Source organism: Longimicrobium terrae, from assembly GCF_014202995.1.
Taxonomy (GTDB): Bacteria; Gemmatimonadota; Gemmatimonadetes; order Longimicrobiales; family Longimicrobiaceae; genus Longimicrobium; species Longimicrobium terrae.
The window spans coordinates 383,817-402,551 of record NZ_JACHIA010000001.1; the positions used below are offsets into that span (position 1 = coordinate 383,817).

The 18,735-nt window shown below is 69.1% G+C and carries 23 protein-coding genes; all 23 read left to right on the forward strand.

Features of this window, described 5'->3' with window-relative positions:
- The first annotated feature begins 6 nt into the window (after positions 1-6).
- The 23 genes from HNQ61_RS01705 to HNQ61_RS01815 all read left to right on the forward strand — a co-directional run bounded on the left by HNQ61_RS01705 (position 7) and on the right by HNQ61_RS01815 (position 18,715).
- Entirely contained in the window at positions 7-648 is a 642-nt protein-coding gene (locus HNQ61_RS01705) for a hypothetical protein (protein WP_170031053.1), read from the forward strand.
- 155 nt (positions 649-803) lie between these two features.
- Complete coding sequence (locus tag HNQ61_RS01710) at positions 804-1,817, forward strand: isocitrate/isopropylmalate dehydrogenase family protein (RefSeq protein WP_170031055.1); 1,014 nt, start codon at positions 804-806, stop codon at positions 1,815-1,817.
- Entirely contained in the window at positions 1,817-2,152 is a 336-nt protein-coding gene (locus tag HNQ61_RS01715; RefSeq protein WP_170031057.1) for a hypothetical protein, read from the forward strand. The genes HNQ61_RS01710 and HNQ61_RS01715 overlap by 1 nt, the downstream gene beginning before the upstream one ends.
- On the forward strand, positions 2,152-2,376 hold the full coding sequence (locus HNQ61_RS01720) for a hypothetical protein (RefSeq protein WP_170031059.1): 225 nt from the start codon (positions 2,152-2,154) through the stop codon (positions 2,374-2,376). The genes HNQ61_RS01715 and HNQ61_RS01720 overlap by 1 nt, the downstream gene beginning before the upstream one ends.
- Before the next feature lie 112 nt (positions 2,377-2,488).
- Positions 2,489-2,890, forward strand: a complete 402-nt coding sequence (locus HNQ61_RS01725; RefSeq protein WP_170031061.1) for a DUF2231 domain-containing protein — start codon at positions 2,489-2,491, stop codon at positions 2,888-2,890.
- Between the two features lie 693 nt (positions 2,891-3,583).
- Complete coding sequence (gene queD / locus HNQ61_RS01730; protein WP_170031063.1) at positions 3,584-3,949, forward strand: 6-carboxytetrahydropterin synthase QueD; 366 nt, start codon at positions 3,584-3,586, stop codon at positions 3,947-3,949.
- Positions 3,950-4,022: 73 nt separating this feature from the next.
- On the forward strand, positions 4,023-4,832 hold the full coding sequence (gene thiM, locus HNQ61_RS01735; RefSeq protein WP_170035835.1) for a hydroxyethylthiazole kinase: 810 nt from the start codon (positions 4,023-4,025) through the stop codon (positions 4,830-4,832).
- Positions 4,833-4,857: 25 nt separating this feature from the next.
- Entirely contained in the window at positions 4,858-5,058 is a 201-nt protein-coding gene (locus tag HNQ61_RS01740; RefSeq protein WP_170031065.1) for a DUF4177 domain-containing protein, read from the forward strand.
- Between the two features lie 317 nt (positions 5,059-5,375).
- Positions 5,376-6,698 carry a flavin monoamine oxidase family protein gene (locus HNQ61_RS01745; protein ID WP_170031067.1) on the forward strand — a complete coding sequence of 441 codons (1,323 nt, stop codon included), beginning with the start codon at positions 5,376-5,378 and terminating at the stop codon, positions 6,696-6,698.
- Positions 6,699-6,954: 256 nt separating this feature from the next.
- Complete coding sequence (locus HNQ61_RS01750; RefSeq protein WP_170031069.1) at positions 6,955-7,968, forward strand: S1C family serine protease; 1,014 nt, start codon at positions 6,955-6,957, stop codon at positions 7,966-7,968.
- Between the two features lie 61 nt (positions 7,969-8,029).
- Positions 8,030-8,692: a hypothetical protein gene (locus tag HNQ61_RS29105; RefSeq protein WP_170031071.1), complete on the forward strand. Its 663-nt coding sequence runs from the start codon at positions 8,030-8,032 to the stop codon at positions 8,690-8,692.
- A 329-nt stretch (positions 8,693-9,021) separates the two neighbouring features.
- Positions 9,022-9,681: a histidine kinase dimerization/phospho-acceptor domain-containing protein gene (locus HNQ61_RS01760; protein ID WP_170031073.1), complete on the forward strand. Its 660-nt coding sequence runs from the start codon at positions 9,022-9,024 to the stop codon at positions 9,679-9,681.
- A gap of 103 nt (positions 9,682-9,784) precedes the next feature.
- Positions 9,785-11,149 (forward strand): sigma-54-dependent transcriptional regulator, encoded by a 1,365-nt coding sequence (locus tag HNQ61_RS01765; RefSeq protein ID WP_170031075.1) that lies wholly within the window; start codon positions 9,785-9,787, stop codon positions 11,147-11,149.
- A gap of 146 nt (positions 11,150-11,295) precedes the next feature.
- Complete coding sequence (locus HNQ61_RS01770) at positions 11,296-11,517, forward strand: DUF433 domain-containing protein (protein ID WP_170031077.1); 222 nt, start codon at positions 11,296-11,298, stop codon at positions 11,515-11,517.
- A gap of 89 nt (positions 11,518-11,606) precedes the next feature.
- Positions 11,607-11,828 carry a hypothetical protein gene (locus HNQ61_RS01775; RefSeq protein ID WP_170031079.1) on the forward strand — a complete coding sequence of 74 codons (222 nt, stop codon included), beginning with the start codon at positions 11,607-11,609 and terminating at the stop codon, positions 11,826-11,828.
- A gap of 410 nt (positions 11,829-12,238) precedes the next feature.
- Entirely contained in the window at positions 12,239-12,460 is a 222-nt protein-coding gene (locus HNQ61_RS01780; RefSeq protein WP_170031081.1) for a hypothetical protein, read from the forward strand.
- Positions 12,461-12,530: 70 nt separating this feature from the next.
- Positions 12,531-14,066 carry a helicase HerA-like domain-containing protein gene (locus tag HNQ61_RS01785; RefSeq protein WP_183685460.1) on the forward strand — a complete coding sequence of 512 codons (1,536 nt, stop codon included), beginning with the start codon at positions 12,531-12,533 and terminating at the stop codon, positions 14,064-14,066.
- A 225-nt stretch (positions 14,067-14,291) separates the two neighbouring features.
- Positions 14,292-14,681, forward strand: a complete 390-nt coding sequence (locus HNQ61_RS01790; RefSeq protein ID WP_170031083.1) for a response regulator — start codon at positions 14,292-14,294, stop codon at positions 14,679-14,681.
- A 23-nt stretch (positions 14,682-14,704) separates the two neighbouring features.
- Positions 14,705-15,355, forward strand: a complete 651-nt coding sequence (locus tag HNQ61_RS01795) for a YtxH domain-containing protein (RefSeq protein ID WP_170031085.1) — start codon at positions 14,705-14,707, stop codon at positions 15,353-15,355.
- 31 nt (positions 15,356-15,386) lie between these two features.
- Entirely contained in the window at positions 15,387-16,328 is a 942-nt protein-coding gene (locus tag HNQ61_RS01800; RefSeq protein ID WP_170031100.1) for a YihY/virulence factor BrkB family protein, read from the forward strand.
- A complete protein-coding gene (locus HNQ61_RS01805; protein ID WP_170031102.1) occupies positions 16,325-16,951 on the forward strand; it encodes a L,D-transpeptidase in 627 nt (208 codons plus the stop codon). The genes HNQ61_RS01800 and HNQ61_RS01805 overlap by 4 nt, the downstream gene beginning before the upstream one ends.
- Before the next feature lie 63 nt (positions 16,952-17,014).
- Positions 17,015-17,488, forward strand: a complete 474-nt coding sequence (gene smpB / locus HNQ61_RS01810; RefSeq protein WP_170031104.1) for an SsrA-binding protein SmpB — start codon at positions 17,015-17,017, stop codon at positions 17,486-17,488.
- A 21-nt stretch (positions 17,489-17,509) separates the two neighbouring features.
- Positions 17,510-18,715: an N-acetylmuramoyl-L-alanine amidase gene (locus HNQ61_RS01815; protein ID WP_170031106.1), complete on the forward strand. Its 1,206-nt coding sequence runs from the start codon at positions 17,510-17,512 to the stop codon at positions 18,713-18,715.
- Positions 18,716-18,735: the final 20 nt, after the last annotated feature.

Genomic DNA, 18,735 nt, shown 5'->3' on the forward strand with positions numbered 1-18,735 from the left:
ATGCGCATGCCCCATCCGTCCCGCCGCGGCCCCGCCCGGCGGTGGACCGCGCTCGCCTGCGCGCTGGCGCTGGCTGCCTGCGGAGGGCGCCCCGCCGCGCCCGCCGCCACGCCCCCACCCGTTTCCGTACCCACGGCCATCGCGCCGATGGACCTGGGCGGGCAGCGCGTGCTGATCCTTCCTGTACAGGCCTCGGCGGGGCTCAGCTTCAACCGCGAGCGGATCACCACCGAGATCGTGACCGCGCTCACCGGGCGCGACACGCGGACGCAGTGGATCGCGCCGGAGCGGCTGCGCCACCTGCTGCGCCAGTCGCCCACGCTGGCGGGGGACCCGGCCGGGCTGCCGCCGGGGCCGTGGATGGTGGATGGCGTGCGGCGCATCGGCGGGCCGCTGGCGGACGTGGTGCGCCGCTACATGGCGCTCACCGAGGCGCGGCTGGTGGTCATCCCCCGCAGCGCGACGATGGTGACGGACAGCACCGGGTCGCGGCTGCGGCTGAACGCGTCGGTGGTGGACGCGCGCTCGGGGATGATCGTGTGGTTCGGCGAGGCGGACGGCCGTGCCGCGGAGGCGGAGGACCCGGCGCTGATCACCTCGGCCGCGGCGTCGCTGGCGGCGCGGATGGTGGTGCCGGACTCGCGCTGAACCGGCGCGCCCTCTAGCTTGAATGCCGCGCGCGGCGCGGAACCGGCGGTGCCCGCGCGTGTGCTCGCATCCGTCTTGCACGACGGACGATCACAAGGAAAAAGACCGACCGAACGCGGGCAGGCGCCCGCCCCGACAGACAGAAGACCAGGCAGATGCCGCATACCGTTACGCTGATCCCCGGAGACGGGATCGGGCCGGAAATCACGGAAGCCGTGGTGCGCGTGATCGAGGCGACCGGCGCCGACATCCAGTGGGACCGCCGCGACGCCGGCGTGAGCGCCATCGAACGCCACAACACGCCGATTCCGCCGGAAACGCTGGAGTCCATCCGCGCCACCCGCGTGGCGCTCAAGGGGCCGCTCACCACCCCGGTGGGCGTGGGCTTCCGCTCCATCAACGTGGCGCTCCGCAAGGAGTTCGACCTGTACGCCAACGTGCGCCCGGCCAAGACGCTGGTGCCGGGCGGGCGGTACCAGGACGTGGACATCGTCCTGATCCGCGAAAACACCGAGGGGCTGTACAGCGGGGTGGAGCACTACGTGGGCATCGGCGGCGATCCGCGCGCGGCGGCCGAGTCGGTGATGCTCGTGACCCGCTTCGGCGTGGACCGCATTCTCCGCTACGCGTTCGAGTACGCCGTACAGCACGGCCGCAAGAAGGTCACGCTGGCGCACAAGGCCAACATCCTCAAGTACACGCAGGGCCTGTTTCTGGACGTGGGCCGCGAGATGGCCAAGGAGTACGCGGGCCGCGTGGAGTTCGAGGACCGCATCATCGACGCGGCGGCCATGATGCTGGTGATGGACCCCGCCAAGTTCGACGTGATTGTCTGCGAGAACATGTTCGGCGACATCCTCTCCGACCTGATCGCCGGGCTGGTGGGCGGGCTGGGGCTGGCTCCGGGCGCCAACATCGGCAAGGACGCGTCGATCTTCGAGGCGGTGCACGGCTCCGCGCCGGACATCGCGGGCAAGGGCGTCGCCAACCCGCTGGCGCTGCTGACGGCCGGCGTGATGATGCTGGAGCACCTGGGAATGCGCGACGAGGGCGCGCGCATCCGCAAGGCGTTCACCGCGACCGTGCTGGAAAAGGACAGCCTGACGCCCGACCTGGGCGGCACGGGAACCACGTCGTCCATCGCGGACGCCGTCATCCGGCGCCTCTGATGGCCGCGCCCGTCTCGGCCGTGGAGGAGCATCCGCCCTTTGACTGCTCGGCCTGTGCCGCGCGCAAGGAGGGCGAGCGCCCGGACGACGATGGGCGCTGCGCCGCCTGCCGCGGCTCGCTGATCCGCCGCAGCAGCCAGTGGGCGTGGGTGCCGGCGGCGGTGATCGCGGCGGGGTACCTGTGGCTCCTGTTCGTGTGGGGCCTGCTGGAGTCCACGGCGATGGTGTTCTTTCTGGCGCTGGGCGCGGGCATCGCCTTCGTGGCGTACAAGATCGCGCGCCGCATCGCCTTCGACCTGCTGGTCACCCGCGGCAACCGGGCACGCAATCACTGATGCGCGACGTACTTTCTTCTCCGTGGATCAACATCGTGGCCGCGGTGGTGGGCGGAATGGCGCTGGGCTACGGCCTGGGCACGCTGCCGGGCGGGATCGGGGTTCCGGGGGTGGTGTGGACGCTGTTCGGGCTCATTCTGCTCTGGTGGACGCTTTCGGACCGCCGCAAGGCGCGCCGCGGCACCTCCGAGAGCGAGGCCGACGGCTCGCACACCATCGAATAGTTCCACGCTCCGACGGACGGACCGAGCCTCCCGCGGACGCTGTCCCGGGGGGCTCGCTCGCGTTCCGGCCCGCCGCGCCTCCGCGGCTTCTTCCCGCTTCGACACACTCATCGTGACTGCACACATCTTTCTGGCGCACTTTCCCGTGGCGCTCATCCTGATCGGCGCGCTGGCGGACCTGATCGCGGTGACGGTCCGGCGTCCGGAGCTGCGCGGGTTCGCCAGTTCGCTGCTGATTCTGGGCGGCGCCTGCGTGCTGCTGTCGTTCCTGACGGGACAGAGCGCCCTGGACGCGATCGCGGCGCGCCAGCCGTCCGGGAGCATGGCGATAGAGGCGCACCAGCAGTGGGGCGCGGTGGGGGCGTGGGTAGTGGCCGCGGCTTCGGGGCTGCGTGCGATGTGGCGCAAGCAGCTGGACGGTCCGCGGGGATGGGCGCTCCTGGCCGCCGCGCAGGTCGCCGCGCTGATCGTGATCGGCATCGCGACGTCGGGCGCGGCGATCTCTCATGGGTGACGGAAGTGCGTGAGTGCTGGGTGCGTGAGTGCGTGAGTGCGAACAGCAGTCCGAAGGCGGAGACCGGTGGACGCGAATGGGCCCACGGCGGCCCCCACCCGGGCCGGCACCACCGGCCCACCCTCCCCCCAAAAAGACTGGGGGAGGGTTGGGGCGGGCTGACAGGGCGGTGCGTGCGGCGGAGTATGTCGCGGCGGCGAGTATCTGGAGCGAATGAATCCGCCGCTCCAACAGCGGGAAGCCCCGGCACGACGCCCACAGGCGCCGTTCGGGGCTTCAACTGCATTGGGGACCCGCGACACAGCCGCGGCAGTTCGCTGAGGCGGAGTTCGTGTCTTTCAAGGCGCGTTTCCAACCGCCAGGCAAAACCCGCCGATACGCGCCGAAGCCAGCCTTCGCGATGAGGTCTCCCCCTCTCCCGCTTGCGGGAGAGGGGGCCGGGGGGAGAGGGCTGCCCGCCGCCGCGCCACACCCTCCGGAACGCGATGAGTTGCAGTTCTCCTCCTCCGCGCGGCCGGTGGTGCCGGCCCGGGCGGGGGCCGCCCGCGAACCCCGCCCCGCACGCCGGCCCTTCATCCCCTGCCGTTCCCGCACTCACGCACCCCGCACTAACGCACTCACGCACTTCCTTTCTCCTTCCCTTTCCCCTAAACTCCCCGGCTGCAACGGATTCAGCATTACGGGAGAAGTCGGGTGGAGATCTTCAAGGAGTTCGGGTTCGAGTCGGCGCACCGCCTGCCCAACCTGCCGCCGGAGCACAAGTGCGCACGGCTGCACGGGCATTCCTACCGCGTGCAGATCCACGTTCAGGGGCCGCTGCATCCCACGTTCGGCTGGGTGATGGATTTCGCCGACCTCAAGGCGGCGTTCCGCCCCCTGTTTGAGCAGCTGGACCACAACTACCTGAACGACATCGAAGGGCTCGAGAACCCCACCAGCGAGGTGCTCGCCCGGTGGATCTGGACGCGCCTGCGCCCCCGCCTGCCCCTGCTGAGCCGCGTCGTCGTGCGCGAGACGTGCACCTCCGGCTGCAGCTACGCCGGCGAGGACGAGGCGTGATCCGCCCGCGATCCGCCACGTACGTCACTCCGCGCCGAGCCGCCGCGCCGTCCCTCCACCGGCTGAATCCGTGATCCAGACCGCATTCGACGCCAGCCGCGGCTGGGACGCGCTCGCCCGGCTTCGCCAGCAGGCGCCCCTGGTGCACTGCATCACCAACTACGTGGCGATGGACGTGGCGGCAAACGCGCTGCTCGCCATCGGCGCCTCGCCGGCGATGGTGCACGCCGAAGAGGAAGCCGCCGACTTCGCCGCCATCAGCGCGGCGCTCACCATCAACATCGGCACGCTGTCGCCGCCGTGGGTGCGGGGGATGGAGCTGGCGATCGGGAGCGCCGCCGCGCGCGGCACGCCGTGGGTCCTGGACCCCGTGGGCGCCGGAGCGACGCCGTACCGCACCGGCGTGGCGGCAGACCTCGCGCGCCGCCATCCGACGGTGATCCGCGGCAACGCGTCCGAGATCCTGACGCTGGCGGGCGAGGTGGGCGGCACCAAGGGCGTCGACAGCACGCGCACGCCCGAGGAGGCGCGGGAAGCCGCGTCCGCGCTCGCGGCCTCGCTGGGGTGCGTGGTTTCCGTCACCGGCGCGGTGGACCACGTGACGGACGGCACGCGCACGCTGGCCATCCACCACGGCGACCCCATGATGACGCGCGTGACGGCATTGGGATGCGCGCTCACCGTCATCACCGGCGCCTTTCTGGCGGTGGAAAAGGATCCGGTGCACGCCGCCGCGTACGCGCTCGCCTTCTTCGGCCTCGCGGGCGAGATGGCGGCGTCCGGCTCCATCGGCCCCGGAACGCTGCGCGTGCGCCTGCTGGACGCGCTGTACATTCTGGACACGCAGACGGACAAGCAGCTTCGCATTCAGCCGGTCGCCTGATCCTTTTCATTCAAGGGAACCCGAAATGAAGACCTGGGAATACTACGTCCTGACTCCGGACGAGGTGGAGCGCAGCGGCTTCTTTCAGACCGTCAGCCCCAAGGCGGTGGAAGCGCGTCTGAACGAGTTGGGCAGCACGGGTTGGGAGCTGGTGAACATCGACTTCCTCGATTCCACCGCCGACCTCCATTTCCGCGCAGTACTGAAGCGCGAACGCCCCGCCTGATCCCGTTATCCAATCACGATCCTGAACGCCCCCGCGGACCCTCGTCCCCGGGGGCGCTCCGTCCTGAAAACCACAGAATCTCACGCAGAGCAGCAGAGGAGCAGAGAACAGATAAAGACATTGTTGACGTTGTTCTTGTTTTTCCTCTGCTGCTCTGCTGCTCTGCGTGATCCAGTCTGTTGCTCTTCCTCCGTGACCTCCGTGCATCCTCCGTGGCCTCCGTGTGAAACGGCAGTTCCACAGACGGTGATACACTGGCGCGGCCGGAGTACGCCTCTTGCCCGCATTCCAACAGATCGAAACACAGGAGCGATTGGATGGATGACGATCAGTTGGACGTGGTGGTGATTGGCGCGGGGGTAAGCGGGCTGGCGGCGGCGCGCGACCTGTGCGCGGCGGGGCTGACCGTGCGTGTGCTGGAGGCGCGCGACCGCGTGGGCGGGCGCATCTACACGCTGCGCGACGGCGATCATCCGCTCCCCGTGGAGATGGGCGCCTCGTTCGTCGACATCCCCGGTCAGGCGTGGGACCTGCTGCGCGCGGGTGGAGGCGCGGCGTACCGCAGCACCGGCGGCTTCTGGCGCGTGGACCACGGCCGCGCGGAGCCCAGCGACTTCGACAAAGTAGGCGAGGTGCTGGAACGCCTGGACCCGCCGCCCGCCCGCGACGAAAGCTTCGCCCAGTTCCTGGACCGCCGCTGCCGCGACATCGACGCCGGCACGCAGGACGCCGCCGAGCGCTACGTGGAAGGCTTTCACGCCGCGCCGGTGGAACGAGTGGGCGTGCAGTGGATCGCCAAGGCGGAAGAGGACGAGGCCGGCGGCGGCGGCGACGTGCGCCATCAGCCGCTCGGCGGCTTTGACCGCGTGGCAGAGGCGCTGCGCATGGACCTGGACGCGCGCGGCGCCATCCGCCTGAACACGATCGTCCACCGCATCGACTGGAAGAAGGGCGAGGCGACCATCCATGCGCGCTCCGCGGCGGGAACGGAGATGCCGCCCCTCCGCGCCCGCGCCGTCCTCGTCACCGTGCCGCTCGGCGTGCTGCAGGCGGCCGCGGACCAGCCGGGCGCGATCGCCTTCCATCCCGAACCGGCGGACACGCTTCGCGCCGCGCGCGCGCTCGGCATTGCGCACGTCATCAAGATCACGTTCCGCTTCCGCTCGTTCCTGTGGCACAAGCTGACGGGGATCGATCCGGACGAGGAAGTGAAGTTCCTGCAGCCGGAGGGCGCGTTCCAGGCGTGGTGGACGGAATCGCCCATCCAGGTGCCCACCATCGTGGCCTGGGCCGGCGCCACCGCGGCGGAGCGGCTGATGGCTGGCGGCGCCGATCCCGTGCAGACCGCGCTGGACGACATGGCCCGCTGGCTCGGCGTCACCCGCGAGGAGGTGGACGCCGAACTGGAATCCGCGCACGTCCACGACTGGACCGCCGATCCGCTCGCGCGCGGCGCCTACAGCTACGTTCCCGTCGGCGCGCTCCCCGCGCAGGAGGCGCTCGGCCGGCCGGTGGAGGGAACGCTCTTCTTTGCCGGAGAGGCGACACAGACCGGCGGCCTCAACAGCACGGTGGAGGGCGCGCTGCTCTCCGGCCGCCGCGCCGCCGCACAGATCGCGGACGCGCTCGGCGGATCGTAAGCGCCAACGCGCGGCTCCGCGCACCGAAGCATCCGCCCCCATCAACCCTCCCCCAGTCTTTTTTGGGGAGGGTGGGCGAATAGTTGAGCCCGGGTGGGGGCCGCCGTAGACCATCGCGCCGCGCACCTGGACCGTCCTAGTCCCATCTCCTGCTCATCGAACAAACCCTCTATCCTGCCCCCCGTGCGGCACGCGGGGTGCTCAGATCCCCGCCCCGTTCTGAGCGGGACGGGCATTCTGTGCAAGGATCAGGGAGATGAACGGAATCGGACGGATCGCCTCGGCGCTGGCCGTGGGCGTGGGAATCGGCGCGGGCGCGTCGCTGGCGGCAAAGGCACCGAGCATCCCCTTCGCCTACGCGCAGTCCGCGCAGCAGAGCGAGGAAGGGCTGGTCATCCAGGCCGCGCGCACGGTGTCGCCGGCGGTGGTGAGCGTCGTCCAGCCGGAAGGCAGCGGCAGCGGCGTCATCATTCGCGCGGACGGCGTCATCATCACCAACGCGCACGTGGTGGGCAACCAGCGGCAGGTGGAGATCGGCCTGGCCAACGGGCAGGTGCTCACCGGGCGCGTGCTAGGCAGCGACCCCAGCGTGGACATCGCCATCGTGGACGTGGAGGGCTCCAACCTCCCCACGGCCGCGCTCGGCAACTCGGACGACCTGGACGTGGGGCAGACGGCCATCGCCATCGGCAACCCGCTGGCGCTGGAGCGTACCGTGACGCGCGGCATCGTGAGCGCGCTGCACCGCAGTCCGGGCGGCGTAGGGCTGGATGAACTTATTCAGACCGACGCGGCGGTGAACCCGGGCAACAGCGGCGGCCCGCTGCTGGACTCGCGCGGCCGCGTCATCGGCATCAACACGCTGGTGCTGCGCGGCAGCCCGGACGTGGCCGCGGTGGGCCTCAACTTCGCCGTGCCCATCAACCTGGCCTCCGACTTGGCCAACCAGCTGCTGACGACGGGGCGCATCCGCCGGACCTTCCTGGGCATCTCGTACGCCGACGTGGAGCCGGAGATGGCGCGGCAGTTCGGCATCCCCGTGCAGCGCGGCATCATCCTGCAGCAGGTGGTGGCCGGATCGCCCGCCGCGCGGGCCGGGCTCCGCCGCGGCGACATCATCACCCGCCTGGACAACACGGCCATCGAAGGCGGGGGCGACCTGCGCCGTGCCCTGCGCGAGCGGCAGCCGGGGACGGACGTGACGCTCAGCGGCGTGCGCCCGGACGGCCCGTTCACCGTGCGGACGCGTCTGACGCAGGTGGAACTGTAGGGTGGAGCGCGGGTCGCGGCCCGCGACGCGGAACCACGCTGGACAACGCGAGGAGAGTCCGATGGCGTACGACAGGGGATACGGACGGCACGACGGGTGGGAGTACCGGATGGAAAGCGGCGCCCGCGGCTACGACCAGGGCTACCGCGCCGAAGCGGAGTGGGACGGCGAGCGGCCCTGGGTGGGCGGTTACCGCGACGGCTACCAGGGCGGCAGCGGCGGCTATTCCATCAACACGGGACCGCGCCCGGTGGACCCCGGCCCGCTCCACGACCATCACGAGCGCGGCTACCGGCGCCCCCGCGGCCAGCGCGCCAGCGGTAGCGGATGGAACGCGGCGCGCGGCCCTGGCGCGGCGCCCGGGTACGACCGCGGCTTCAGTGGATCGCCCCCGGGCGGATCCGGCGGCGGTTCCGGTGGATCAAGGGCGTCCGGGTACAACAGTGGTTTCGGTGGATCACGGGTGTCCGGATACGACAGTGGATTCAGTGGATCACAGGCGTCCGGATACGATCGCGGATTCCGCGGTGCGGCGAGCCCGTACGATGGCGGATTCCGGGGCGGAGCCGGCGCGGGACCTCGCGGCGGGGGCCGGTATGGCCGCGAGTACGGCCCCACGCCGCGTGGCGCTGACCGCGGGGCCGGCCCGTCCGCCGGGCGGGGATACGACCGTCCTCGCGGCGGCGGATTCGGGGGCGAGCGCCCGGGGCCGCGGCAGGGCTGAAGGGACGAAGCGAGATGCGGGGGCGGGTGGATGGCGATCCACCCGCCCCCCGTTTCTGCGCGCGAAAGGCGCACGATGAGAAGAGTACAGATCGCGAAGCGCGGATCGATCTGTTTCAGAAGCCATTGTCTGGCGGGTAGCGGAAGGTGGGGCGCACGTGCCTCATCCCCGGCGCGCCGCCGCCCCGGCGGCGGGAACGAAACCTGCTAACCCGGCCGGAGTGAAGGCCGTCCCGCCCGGTTCCGGGTGGCGCCGGCCCGCGTCCACCAGGGCGCGGCGGAGCCCGCATCCCGGTGCCGCCGGCGCCCGACGCAACCCCCAGCACAGACGTGAGCGACATCCGCACCCAAACGTCCGGCCTCGTCGTGGCCGATCCCCTCGCCGTCCGGGCCAACAAGCTCGAACTGCTGGAGCGGCTCGCCGACGCCCTCGCGCACGAGATCAAGAACCCGCTGCACTCCATGGTCATCAACCTGGAAGTGCTCAAGCGGCGGCTTTCCCGCCTGGAAGGCGGCGACGAGGTGCAGCGCTACGCGGGCGTCCTGGGAGAGGAACTGGACCGCGTAAGCCGCCGCATCGACCTGCTGCTGCGCCTGTCGCGCCCCGACCGCGGAAGCGAAGAAACCACGCTCACCGAGCTGGTGGAAGAGGTGATGGAGCTGGTGCAGCTGGAAGCACGGCACCGCGAGGCGCGGGTGGAGTATCATACGAGCGGCACCATGAGCAGAGTGACGGTGGGGCGCCAGCCGGCGCGCCAGATCATTCTGAACCTGGTGCTCGATGCGCTGGATGCGCTTCCCGCCGGCCAGACCCTGCACGTCAGCGTGCGCGGTGAAACGGGCCAGTCGGTGCTGCTCATTCAGGGAGCTCCCCCGGAAACCGCGGGCGAGCGCACCTCCGTGGCCGCCGCGCTCGCCGAATCGGTGGGCGGGCGCGTGGAGGTGGAGGCCGGCGAACGGACCTTCACCCTTCCCGGCGGACGCATCTGAGCGTATCGTACGTGCTTTGATGGCATGCGGTTGACCTTTCCCTCGCCCGGTCGGTATCTTGAAACGTTCGATTCCACAGACTCCATCCCGACCAAACACGGGCATGCCTGAAAAGATCCTCGTCGCTGACGACGAGCGCCACATCGCCGAGGGGCTGCAGATGCTCCTGGCCGACGAAGGCTACGAGGTAGATACCGCCACCGAAGGAAACACCGCGTGGAAGCTGGTGCAGGCCAACGCCTACGGCGTGGTTCTGGCCGATCTGCGCATGCCCCAGGTTGATGGTCTGGAGCTGTTTTCGCGCATGCGCAAGGCCGGCATCGCCTCGGAGATGATCATCATCACCGGCGAAGGCTCGGTCGAGTCGGCCAAGGAAGCCATGCGCGAGGGCGCGTACGACTACCTGGAAAAGCCGCTCAAGATCGACCGCCTGCGGGAGCTGATTCCCAAGGCGCTGGAGAAGTTCCAGGTCAAGCAGGCCAACAAGCAGCTCGAAGAGCGGCTGGCCAACCTGACGCGCTTCGTGGACATGATCGGCCAGTCCGACGAAATGCGGGCCATCTATTCCACCATCGAGGCGGCGGCGCCCACCAGCGCCAGCATCCTCATCGTGGGCGAGAGCGGCACCGGCAAGGAACTGGTCGCGCGCGCCATCCACGAAAAGAGCAACCGCGCCAAGGGCCCGTTCGTGGCCATCAACTGCGCCGCGTTCCCCCGGGAAATCCTGGAGAACGAGCTGTTCGGCCACGAAAAGGGCGCTTTCACCGGCGCCATCAACGAAAAGCAGGGCTGCTTCGAGCTGGCGGACGGCGGCACGCTGTTCCTGGACGAAGTCGCGGAGATGGAGCCCGACATCCAGGTGAAGTTTCTGCGTGCACTGGAGCAGCGGTCGTTCCGGCGCTTGGGCGGCAAGAAGGAAATCAGCGTGGACATCCGCGTGGTTTCCGCCACCAACAAGCAGATCAACAAGGCGATCGAGGACGGGAAGCTGCGCGAGGACCTGTATCACCGCCTGGCGGTGATTCCCCTCACGCTGCCGCCCCTGCGCGAGCGCCGCGGCGACGTGCGGCTGCTGGCGGAAAGCTTTCTGCGCCGGTTCGCGGAAGAAAACAGCAAGAAGACGCTGAAGTCGTTTGCGCCGGAGACGCTGGAGTTCATCAACGCGTACCGCTGGCCGGGCAACGTGCGCGAGCTCAAGAACGCGGTGGAGCGCGCGGCCATCTTTGCCCGCGGCGAGCAGGTGACGCTGGGCGACCTGCGCGCGCACGAGCTGATTTCGTCGGAAGACCGCGAGGTGCGGGTTCCGGTGGGCACGTCGCTGCAGCAGGCGGAGCGCACGCTGGTGCTCAAGACGTTCTCGTTCACCGAGGGCGACCACACCAAGACGGCCACGCTGCTGGGCATAGACGAGGACGAGCTTCGCAACCGCCTGAACCAGGCCGTTGCCGCGGAAGCCGTTCCCGCCTGACGTTTTCGTCCGTTCTGATGGATGCCAGAGCCGCGCGCCGATGTTTCGGTGCGCGGCTCTGTCGCATTCGGTCTCCTTGCGCGGAAGCAGAACGCGCGAGAGTTTTGACAATGGAACGTCCGCCCCTGTCAGCGGGAGTGAGCACGATGAATCGACACGAGATCATCACCAAGGATCCACGGCTCCTGAGCGGCACGCCCGTGTTCGCGGGAACCCGAGTCCCCGTGGAAAGCCTGATTTCTCACCTGATCGCCGGCGATACCCTCGAGGATTTCCTCGATGGCTTTCCCGGCGTTCGTCGGGAGCAGGCGGAAGCGTTCCTTGAACTTGCCCTCGATGCGGCGCTGACCGATGCGCGTGCTGCTTGATGAGCAGTTGGATCGGAGACTTCGCCTTCTCTTCGCGCCCGAGTTCCAAGTAAGCACGGTTTCGGAGCGAGGGTGGAGCGGATTGGACGATGAGGCTCTGCTTTCGCGCTGCCCAAGCCGAGTTCGATGCGCTCATCACGATGGATCGCGGGATTCCGCACCAGCAGAATGTGCGCGCACTCTCGCTTGCCGTCGTCGTGATCCGTGCCTTCAGCAACCGCAGGCAGGACGTTGCGCCGTTGATACCGCAGGTCAACGAAGCACTTCACACGATCAAACCAGGCCAAGTCCTCGAAATCAGTTCGCCATGACCAGAGCCTCGCACCGATGTTTCGGTGCGTGGCTCCTGGTTTTGGTGCATGGGCCGGGTGTGCCAACTGCCGTTTCACACGGAGGCCACGGAGGATGCACGGAGGTCACGGAGGAAAAGCAACAGAAAGAACCTCACACAGAGCCGCAGAGACGCAGAGGAAAGAAGAAGCAAGCCAGAATCCCTGCGTTCTCTTCTCTCTTCTCTCTTCTCTCTTCTCTCTGCGGCTCTGCGTCTCTGCGTGATGCTTTTCTCCTGTCCTTCCTCCGTGACCTCCGTGCATACTCCGTGACCTCCGTGTGAAACGGCTGTTCTTCCATCTATGCGATCAACCCGAGCCTTGCGCCGCGCACGGATTGGCGTGAGCTTGCCGCGAAAGGCACGCTCTCACCCATCCAGCGGAGACGGCTCATGTCCATGGTCGACGAACTCGCCCAGCAGATCGCCACGCGCACCGGCATCCCGCAGGCCCAAGCCGCGCAGGCCGCCCACGCCGCCGTCGAATTCCTGGACGGAAGGCTCCCGGCTCCTATCGGCGGCAACCTGAAGCGCATGGTGGAAGGCGGCGGAGCCGGCGGCGCCGGCGGGCTGGGCGACGTGGCCGGCAAGCTGGGCGGACTTTTCGGCAACTGATCCGACAAATCTCACGAGCGCCGCCAGCGACGGCGGCGCTCGTCGCTCATTCCACCCTGCCCCACTCGCGATGAATCCCGAAGTCCTCGCCGCCTCGCGCGCGGCCTTTTCGCAGACCGGCGCCATCACCCTCGGCGCGCCGGTGCACGAAGGCCAGTGCGCGCCCGAGCCCGTCGTCACGCTGCCGCTCTCGCTCATGAACCGCCACGGGCTGATCGCCGGGGCCACGGGCACGGGCAAGACCAAGACGCTGCAGCTGATCGCCGAACAGCTTTCCGCGGCCGGCGTCCCCGTCTTTCTCTCCGACGTCAAGGGCGACCTCAGCGGCATCGGCGCGGCGGGCGAGGCGAGCGAACGGGTCAAGGCACGCGCGGCGGAGACGGGATACGTGTGGAATCCGTCCGCCATGCCCGTGGAGTACCTGAGCCTGAGCGGCGCGCTCGGCGCGCAGATGCGAGCGACGCTCTCCTCCTTCGGCCCGCTGCTGCTGGCGCGCGTGCTGGGGCTGAACGCCACGCAGACCAGCGTGCTGACGCTCGTCTTCAAGTATTGCGACGACAAGGGCCTGCTCCTTCTGGACCTTTCCGACCTGCGCGCGGCACTGCAGTACCTGTCGGACGACGGCGCGGACGAGCTCAAGGCGTACGGCGGAATGAGCAAGCAGACCGTCGGCGTGCTGCTGCGCGAACTGGTGGAGTTGGAGCAGCAGGACGCGGATCTGCTCTTCGGCGAGCCGGAGTTCGACGTGGATGACCTGCTGCGCACGGCGCCGGACGGCCGCGGTATCGTCAGCGTCCTGGAGCTGCAGGACGTGCAGGACCGGCCCGCGCTGTTCAGCACCTTTCTGCTGTGGATGCTGGCGACGCTGTATCACACGCTCCCCGAAGTGGGCGACGCCGACAAGCCCAAGCTCGTGTTCTTTTTTGATGAAGCGCACCTGCTGTTCGACAACGCGCCGCCCGCGCTGCTGGAGCAGGTGCAGCAGGTCGTCCGCCTGATCCGCTCCAAGGGCGTGGGCGTCTTCTTCATCACCCAGAACCCGCGCGACGTGCCGGCGGAAGTGCTGGGCCAGCTGGGGCACCGCGTGCAGCACGCCCTGCGCGCGTTCACGCCGGACGATGAGAAAGCGCTGCGCTCCGCCGCGAGAACGTATCCCAGGACGCCGTTCTACGACGTGCAGGAGACGCTCACGTCGCTCGGCATCGGCGAGGCGCTGGTCACCACGCTGTCGCCAACCGGTGTGCCCACGCCTCCGTTCGCGACGCGGATGGTTCCCCCCACGTCGCGCATGGGCCCGCTGACCGCGGAGGAGTTGCGCGCGCAACTGGCGGCTTCGGCGCAGGTGCGGCGGTACGCGCAGGCGGTGGACCGCGAGAGCGCGCGCGAACTGCTTGAGGCGCGCATGGCGGACGCGGAGGACGAGGCGGAAAAGGCGCCGTCCCGCTCCGCTTCCCGCTCGACCCGAGATGATGCGCCGAAGCGGAAGCCGAAGGAGGAGCGGAGCGCGCTGGAGCAGATCCTCCGCTCGCCGACCGCCAAGTCGTTCGCCAGCACGCTCGCGCGCGGGCTGCTGGGCGCCCTCATGGGAGGACGGCGCCGCCGCTGATCTGGCCGCCGCGCGCACGCGGAGGCGCGTGAAGTGCGGCCGGTGGCGGGATGCGTGTGATCACGCAAGTCTCTGCAAGTCATCAACATCGCCGCGCACCCCTCCGGGTGCGCGGCGATCGCTTCGGCGGCCTTTCGGGTGGCATGCCGATTGCCTTTCTCTGTCCACGGAAGGAATGGCAGGCCCGCGTCTCGCCGGGGGACGCCGCACTGGAGGTTGCAGACGATGCCGGCACAACGCATACTCGTCATCGAGGACGAGACGGGCGCCCGCGAGGCGCTCAAGAGCCTCCTGGACGAGGAAGGCTACACGGTGTGCACGGCGGAAGACGGCCGGCGCGGCCTTGAACGGCTCACCGACTTTCGCCCCGACACGGTGGTGTGCGACTTCTACCTCCCCGACATCGACGGACTGCAGGTGGTGCGCGCCATCCGCTCCGCTGGCGAGCGCGGCATCACTGTCATCGTCATCACGGCGGGGTGCGGCGGCGAAGAGGCGGAAAGCACGCTTCGGCGCGAGGCCGACTACTTTTTTCAGAAGCCGCTGGACCTGCGCCGCTTTCGCGACGTACTGGAGGCCGGTGCCTCCCCCACGGAGGCGCTCAGCCTCCACTGAACCCATCTCCATCAGGAACCCGAATGCGCAACGAGCCCACCCTGCCGCAGATCGTCATTGAAGAGCGCGGCGGGGGCGCCGGCACGTTCGTGCTGGGGATGATCGTGGGCGCGGGGATCGCGCTGGTGCTGGCCCCGCGCTCCGGACGTGAGACGCAGCGCGCCCTTCGCGGCGTGGCCGGCGGCCTGCGCGAAACCGCGGCCGGCGGCGTGGACGAGGCGCGCGCATCCGTCAGCGGATGGGTGCACCGCGGCCGCGAGCGCGTGGACGCCGTGCGCGGCGCCGTGGACACCAAGGTGGACCAGGCGCGCACCGCCGTGGAAGACGGCCGCGCCGCCGCCGCCCAGGCCCAGTCGGAACTGCGCCGCCGCGTGGCCGAGGCCAAGGCCAGCTACCGCTCCGGCCAGCGCGGCGAGGTCCCGGTTCCCTCCGGCCCGCGGCTCACTCCGCTGTCCCCTTCCGCCGGTTCGTCGGGCGCACGGGTGACCATCGAAGGAGAGCCCGCCCCGCCGGCGCTCACGCTCAGCCGGCCCGCGGCGGAACGGGCCACGGCCGATCGTCCTCCAGTCGATCGTCCGGAAGGCGGAAGCATGGTGGTGCAGGAGGTGGTGATCACCCGCGTGAGCACGGAGACGGACGCGGGCGACCTGGTGGACGGCGACGTGGCGAAGTGACGGCGCCGCTCGCGCGTTCGTCCCTGCGGCCATGAGCGAACCGGCCGTTTCCCCGTCGCGGGTGACGGTGCTGCGGAGGGCCGCCGGCGCGGCCCTTCGGCGCGTTATGGGCGGATGGTTCGATTTCATCCGCCGGGTGTACCAGAAGGCGGGCGAAGACGACATCTTCTTTCTGTCCGGCGCCATCGCCTTCAATGTGCTGGTGGCGGCGGTTCCGTTTCTGCTGATGCTGATCGGCGTGTTCGGCTACGTGCTGCAGCGCGCCGTGGACGACCCGCAGCAGGCGGCGGTGGAATACGTGGTGAGCATTCTTCCACCCTCGCAGAAGGTGGTGACGCTCACCCGCGCGCTGGTGACCGAGGTGGTGGCCGGGCGCACGCGCTTCGGCATCGTCGGTCTGGTGCTGTTCATGTGGTCGTCCACGCGGCTGGTGGGCACGCTGCGGTCGGTGCTCAAGCACATCTTTGACCTGCCGGAAGAGCGCGGCATCGTCGATGGCAAGATCTTCGACATCCAGATGGTGCTGGTGGCGGGAACGCTGTTTCTGCTCAACACCGGCACCACCGTTCTGGTGGAGGCCGCGCAGAACTACGGCGTGCAGACGCTGGGGCTGTCCGGCCGGGCGGAGGTGGTGGCGATGCAGCGGGCGCTGGCGCGGATACTGGCGTTCGGCTTCATCCTGCTGATGTTCGTGCTGATGTACCGCTTTCTGCCCAAACGAAAGACGCCGTGGCGCATCGCCATCGTGGCCGCCGTCTTCACGTCCGTGGTGTGGGAAGCGCTCAAGGGGACTTTTGCGTGGTACGTGGCCAACGTGGGCGACTGGCAGTCCACGTACGGCACGCTGGCCTCGCTGATCATCCTGGTGTTCTGGATCTATTACTCGGCCGTGGTGTTCGTGCTGGGCGGCGAGGTGGCGCAGGTGTACGACCTGATGCGCATCCGCCGACGTCAACGGGAGTTGCTGGAATGATGAAGTACGAAAGTGCGGGAGTGCGGAAGTACGAAAGTGGGTTCTTCGCGGCGCTGATAGTCGTGCTGATGGCGGTCTTCGGTGCTGCGGATGGCTCGGCGCAGACGCTGCCGGGGTCGCCGCTGGCGCTGGCGCACGGCGTGGCGCGTGAGGGCGCGGCACGGTACCGCGATCCGCCCGTCGGTGCCGAGCGCTACATCGTCATCGCGCTGGAAGAGCACCGGCTGTACATGATGGAGGAAGAGCGCGTTCTGTGGTCCACCGTCGTGGGCACGGGCACGGGCACGCGGCTGGAAGGCGCCGGGCAGAAGTGGGAGTTCAGCACGCCGCGCGGCATGTTCCGCGTGCAGCGCAAGGAAAAGAACCCGCGCTGGTACGTGCCGGACTGGGCCTACATCGAGCGCGGCACGCCCATCCCCGCCCCCGGTTCAGAAGCGCGGTGGGAAGAAGGGATGCTGGGAACCACGGCGCTCTTTCTGGGCGAGGGCATCGCGCTCCACGGCACCGACAAGCCCGAACTGCTGGGCCAGGACGTGTCGCACGGATGCATCCGTATGACCAACGAAGCCGCCCGCCAGCTGTATCACGAGGTGGAAGTCGGCACGCCCGTTTTCATCTACTGATCACCGACTGAAACGCCGCGCCGCCGTTCCGGGGGCGCGGCTCACGCACGCACGATCCGGTTCATGGCAGACCAGAAGGCTGACGCGGGAAACAAGATCATCGTCAGTAACCGCAGGGCACGGTACGAGTACCACATCCTTGATACGTGGGAGACGGGAATCGTGCTGCTGGGGACGGAAGTAAAGGCGCTGCGTCAGGCGCGCGCCAACCTGCAGGACTGCTTCGCCCGGCTGGACCGCGGCGAGCTGTGGCTGTATAACCTGCACATTTCCCCGTACGAGCAGGGCAACCGCTTCAACCACGACCCGCTGCGCCCCCGCAAGCTGCTGATGCACCGCAATCAGCTTCGCAAGCTGGTGGGACAGGTGGAGCAGAAGGGGCTTACGCTCGTTCCGCTGGACCTGCACTTCAGCGGCGGCATCGCCAAGGTGAACCTGGCGCTGGTGAAGGGAAAGCAGCTGCACGACAAGCGCGAAACGCTCAAGGAACGCGCGGATGCGCGCGACATGGAGCGCGCCTACAAGGACAACCGCTAGATGCCGTTCTGGAGCAGCCGGATGCGAGTTCTGGCGACTCTCCTCTTTCTGTTCGCCATCGCCGCGCCGTCGACGACGGCGCTTCCCGCGCAGCCCGCGCCCGCTTCGTGGCGGCTGGCGAGTGGCACGGACGCCGTTTCCGTCACGGAAGCCACGGACCGCGGCTACGCCGCCATTCCCGTCTCCTCGCTCGTCAACGTGGGCGCGCAGGTGGCGTACGAGGGCGGCGAGGTGATCGTGCGAATGGGCGGGCGACAGTTCGCGCTGCGCGTGGACTCGCCCGGCGTGCGGGTGGATGGGCAGCCGCGCATGCTGGCGTCGCCCACGTACTCGCAGGGTGGCGTGATCTACGTTCCCACCGCATTCCTGGCGATCCTTGGAGAGATGGCGGGCGGGGCGGTTTCGGTCGATGCGAACGCGCGTACGCTGCGGGTGGATCCCGCCGCGCTGGCCTCGGCCGCCACGCGCGCGCCGGTGACGGCTTCCGTGCCGAATGCGCCCGCCGCGCCGAACGCTCCGCCGCGTCGCCGGCTGATCGTGGTCGATGCGGGACACGGCGGAGTGGACCCGGGCGCGCAGGGGCCGTCGGGCACGCGCGAGAAGCACATCAACCTGCGCATCTCGCGGCGCGTGGCGGAGATTCTGTCCGCCGATCCGACGTACGAGGTGCGGATGACGCGTGACCGCGACACGCTCATCGCCCTGCGCGACCGCGGGCGCATGGCAAACGCGTGGCGCGACGAGGGGCAGCAGGCGCTGTTCATGTCCATCCACTGCAACGCGAATCCCAGCCGCGCCGAGGCGGGGTACGAGACGTACTTTCTGGCCGAGGCGCGCACGGCGGACGCCCAGCGCGTGCAGGCGATGGAAGACGCGGCGGAGCGGTACGAGGAGCGTCCGAACGGCCACACGCCGCTGGACTTCATCATGAGCGATCTGCGGCAGAACCAGCACCTGCGCGAAAGCAGCGACTGGGCGCAGATGATTCAGAACCGGCTGCGCGAGGTGCATCCCGGTCGCAGCCGTGGCGTAAAGCAGGCGGGATTCGCCGTGCTCGTCGGCGCGTTCATGCCGGCGGTGCTGGTGGAGATCGGCTTCATCAGCAACCGCACCGAAGAGGCGATGCTGAACGATCCCGAGCAGCAGGAGCGCATCGCCCAGCAGCTTGCCCAAGGCGTCCGCGACTTCTTTGCCGCCAGCGAGCGACGGCAGAGCGCCGGCGACTGATCGTCGTCCCCTAAGATGAG

What these genes read in the sequence shown, in the direction of transcription:
- HNQ61_RS01765 (WP_170031075.1), top strand. Translation starts at nt 9,785, where the DNA reads ATGCCTGAAAAGATCCTCGTCGCTGACGACGAGCGCCACATCGCCGAG.
- HNQ61_RS01745 (WP_170031067.1), top strand. Translation starts at nt 5,376, where the DNA reads ATGGATGACGATCAGTTGGACGTGGTGGTGATTGGCGCGGGGGTAAGC.
- HNQ61_RS01780 (WP_170031081.1), top strand. Translation starts at nt 12,239, where the DNA reads ATGTCCATGGTCGACGAACTCGCCCAGCAGATCGCCACGCGCACCGGC.
- HNQ61_RS01770 (WP_170031077.1), top strand. Translation starts at nt 11,296, where the DNA reads ATGAATCGACACGAGATCATCACCAAGGATCCACGGCTCCTGAGCGGC.
- HNQ61_RS01750 (WP_170031069.1), top strand. Translation starts at nt 6,955, where the DNA reads ATGAACGGAATCGGACGGATCGCCTCGGCGCTGGCCGTGGGCGTGGGA.
- HNQ61_RS01795 (WP_170031085.1), top strand. Translation starts at nt 14,705, where the DNA reads ATGCGCAACGAGCCCACCCTGCCGCAGATCGTCATTGAAGAGCGCGGC.
- HNQ61_RS01805 (WP_170031102.1), top strand. Translation starts at nt 16,325, where the DNA reads ATGATGAAGTACGAAAGTGCGGGAGTGCGGAAGTACGAAAGTGGGTTC.
- HNQ61_RS01800 (WP_170031100.1), top strand. Translation starts at nt 15,387, where the DNA reads ATGAGCGAACCGGCCGTTTCCCCGTCGCGGGTGACGGTGCTGCGGAGG.
- HNQ61_RS01785 (WP_183685460.1), top strand. Translation starts at nt 12,531, where the DNA reads ATGAATCCCGAAGTCCTCGCCGCCTCGCGCGCGGCCTTTTCGCAGACC.
- smpB (WP_170031104.1), top strand. Translation starts at nt 17,015, where the DNA reads ATGGCAGACCAGAAGGCTGACGCGGGAAACAAGATCATCGTCAGTAAC.
- HNQ61_RS01740 (WP_170031065.1), top strand. Translation starts at nt 4,858, where the DNA reads ATGAAGACCTGGGAATACTACGTCCTGACTCCGGACGAGGTGGAGCGC.
- HNQ61_RS01720 (WP_170031059.1), top strand. Translation starts at nt 2,152, where the DNA reads ATGCGCGACGTACTTTCTTCTCCGTGGATCAACATCGTGGCCGCGGTG.
- HNQ61_RS01790 (WP_170031083.1), top strand. Translation starts at nt 14,292, where the DNA reads ATGCCGGCACAACGCATACTCGTCATCGAGGACGAGACGGGCGCCCGC.
- HNQ61_RS01705 (WP_170031053.1), top strand. Translation starts at nt 7, where the DNA reads ATGCCCCATCCGTCCCGCCGCGGCCCCGCCCGGCGGTGGACCGCGCTC.
- HNQ61_RS01710 (WP_170031055.1), top strand. Translation starts at nt 804, where the DNA reads ATGCCGCATACCGTTACGCTGATCCCCGGAGACGGGATCGGGCCGGAA.
- HNQ61_RS01775 (WP_170031079.1), top strand. Translation starts at nt 11,607, where the DNA reads ATGAGGCTCTGCTTTCGCGCTGCCCAAGCCGAGTTCGATGCGCTCATC.
- HNQ61_RS29105 (WP_170031071.1), top strand. Translation starts at nt 8,030, where the DNA reads ATGGCGTACGACAGGGGATACGGACGGCACGACGGGTGGGAGTACCGG.
- HNQ61_RS01715 (WP_170031057.1), top strand. Translation starts at nt 1,817, where the DNA reads ATGGCCGCGCCCGTCTCGGCCGTGGAGGAGCATCCGCCCTTTGACTGC.
- HNQ61_RS01815 (WP_170031106.1), top strand. Translation starts at nt 17,510, where the DNA reads ATGCGAGTTCTGGCGACTCTCCTCTTTCTGTTCGCCATCGCCGCGCCG.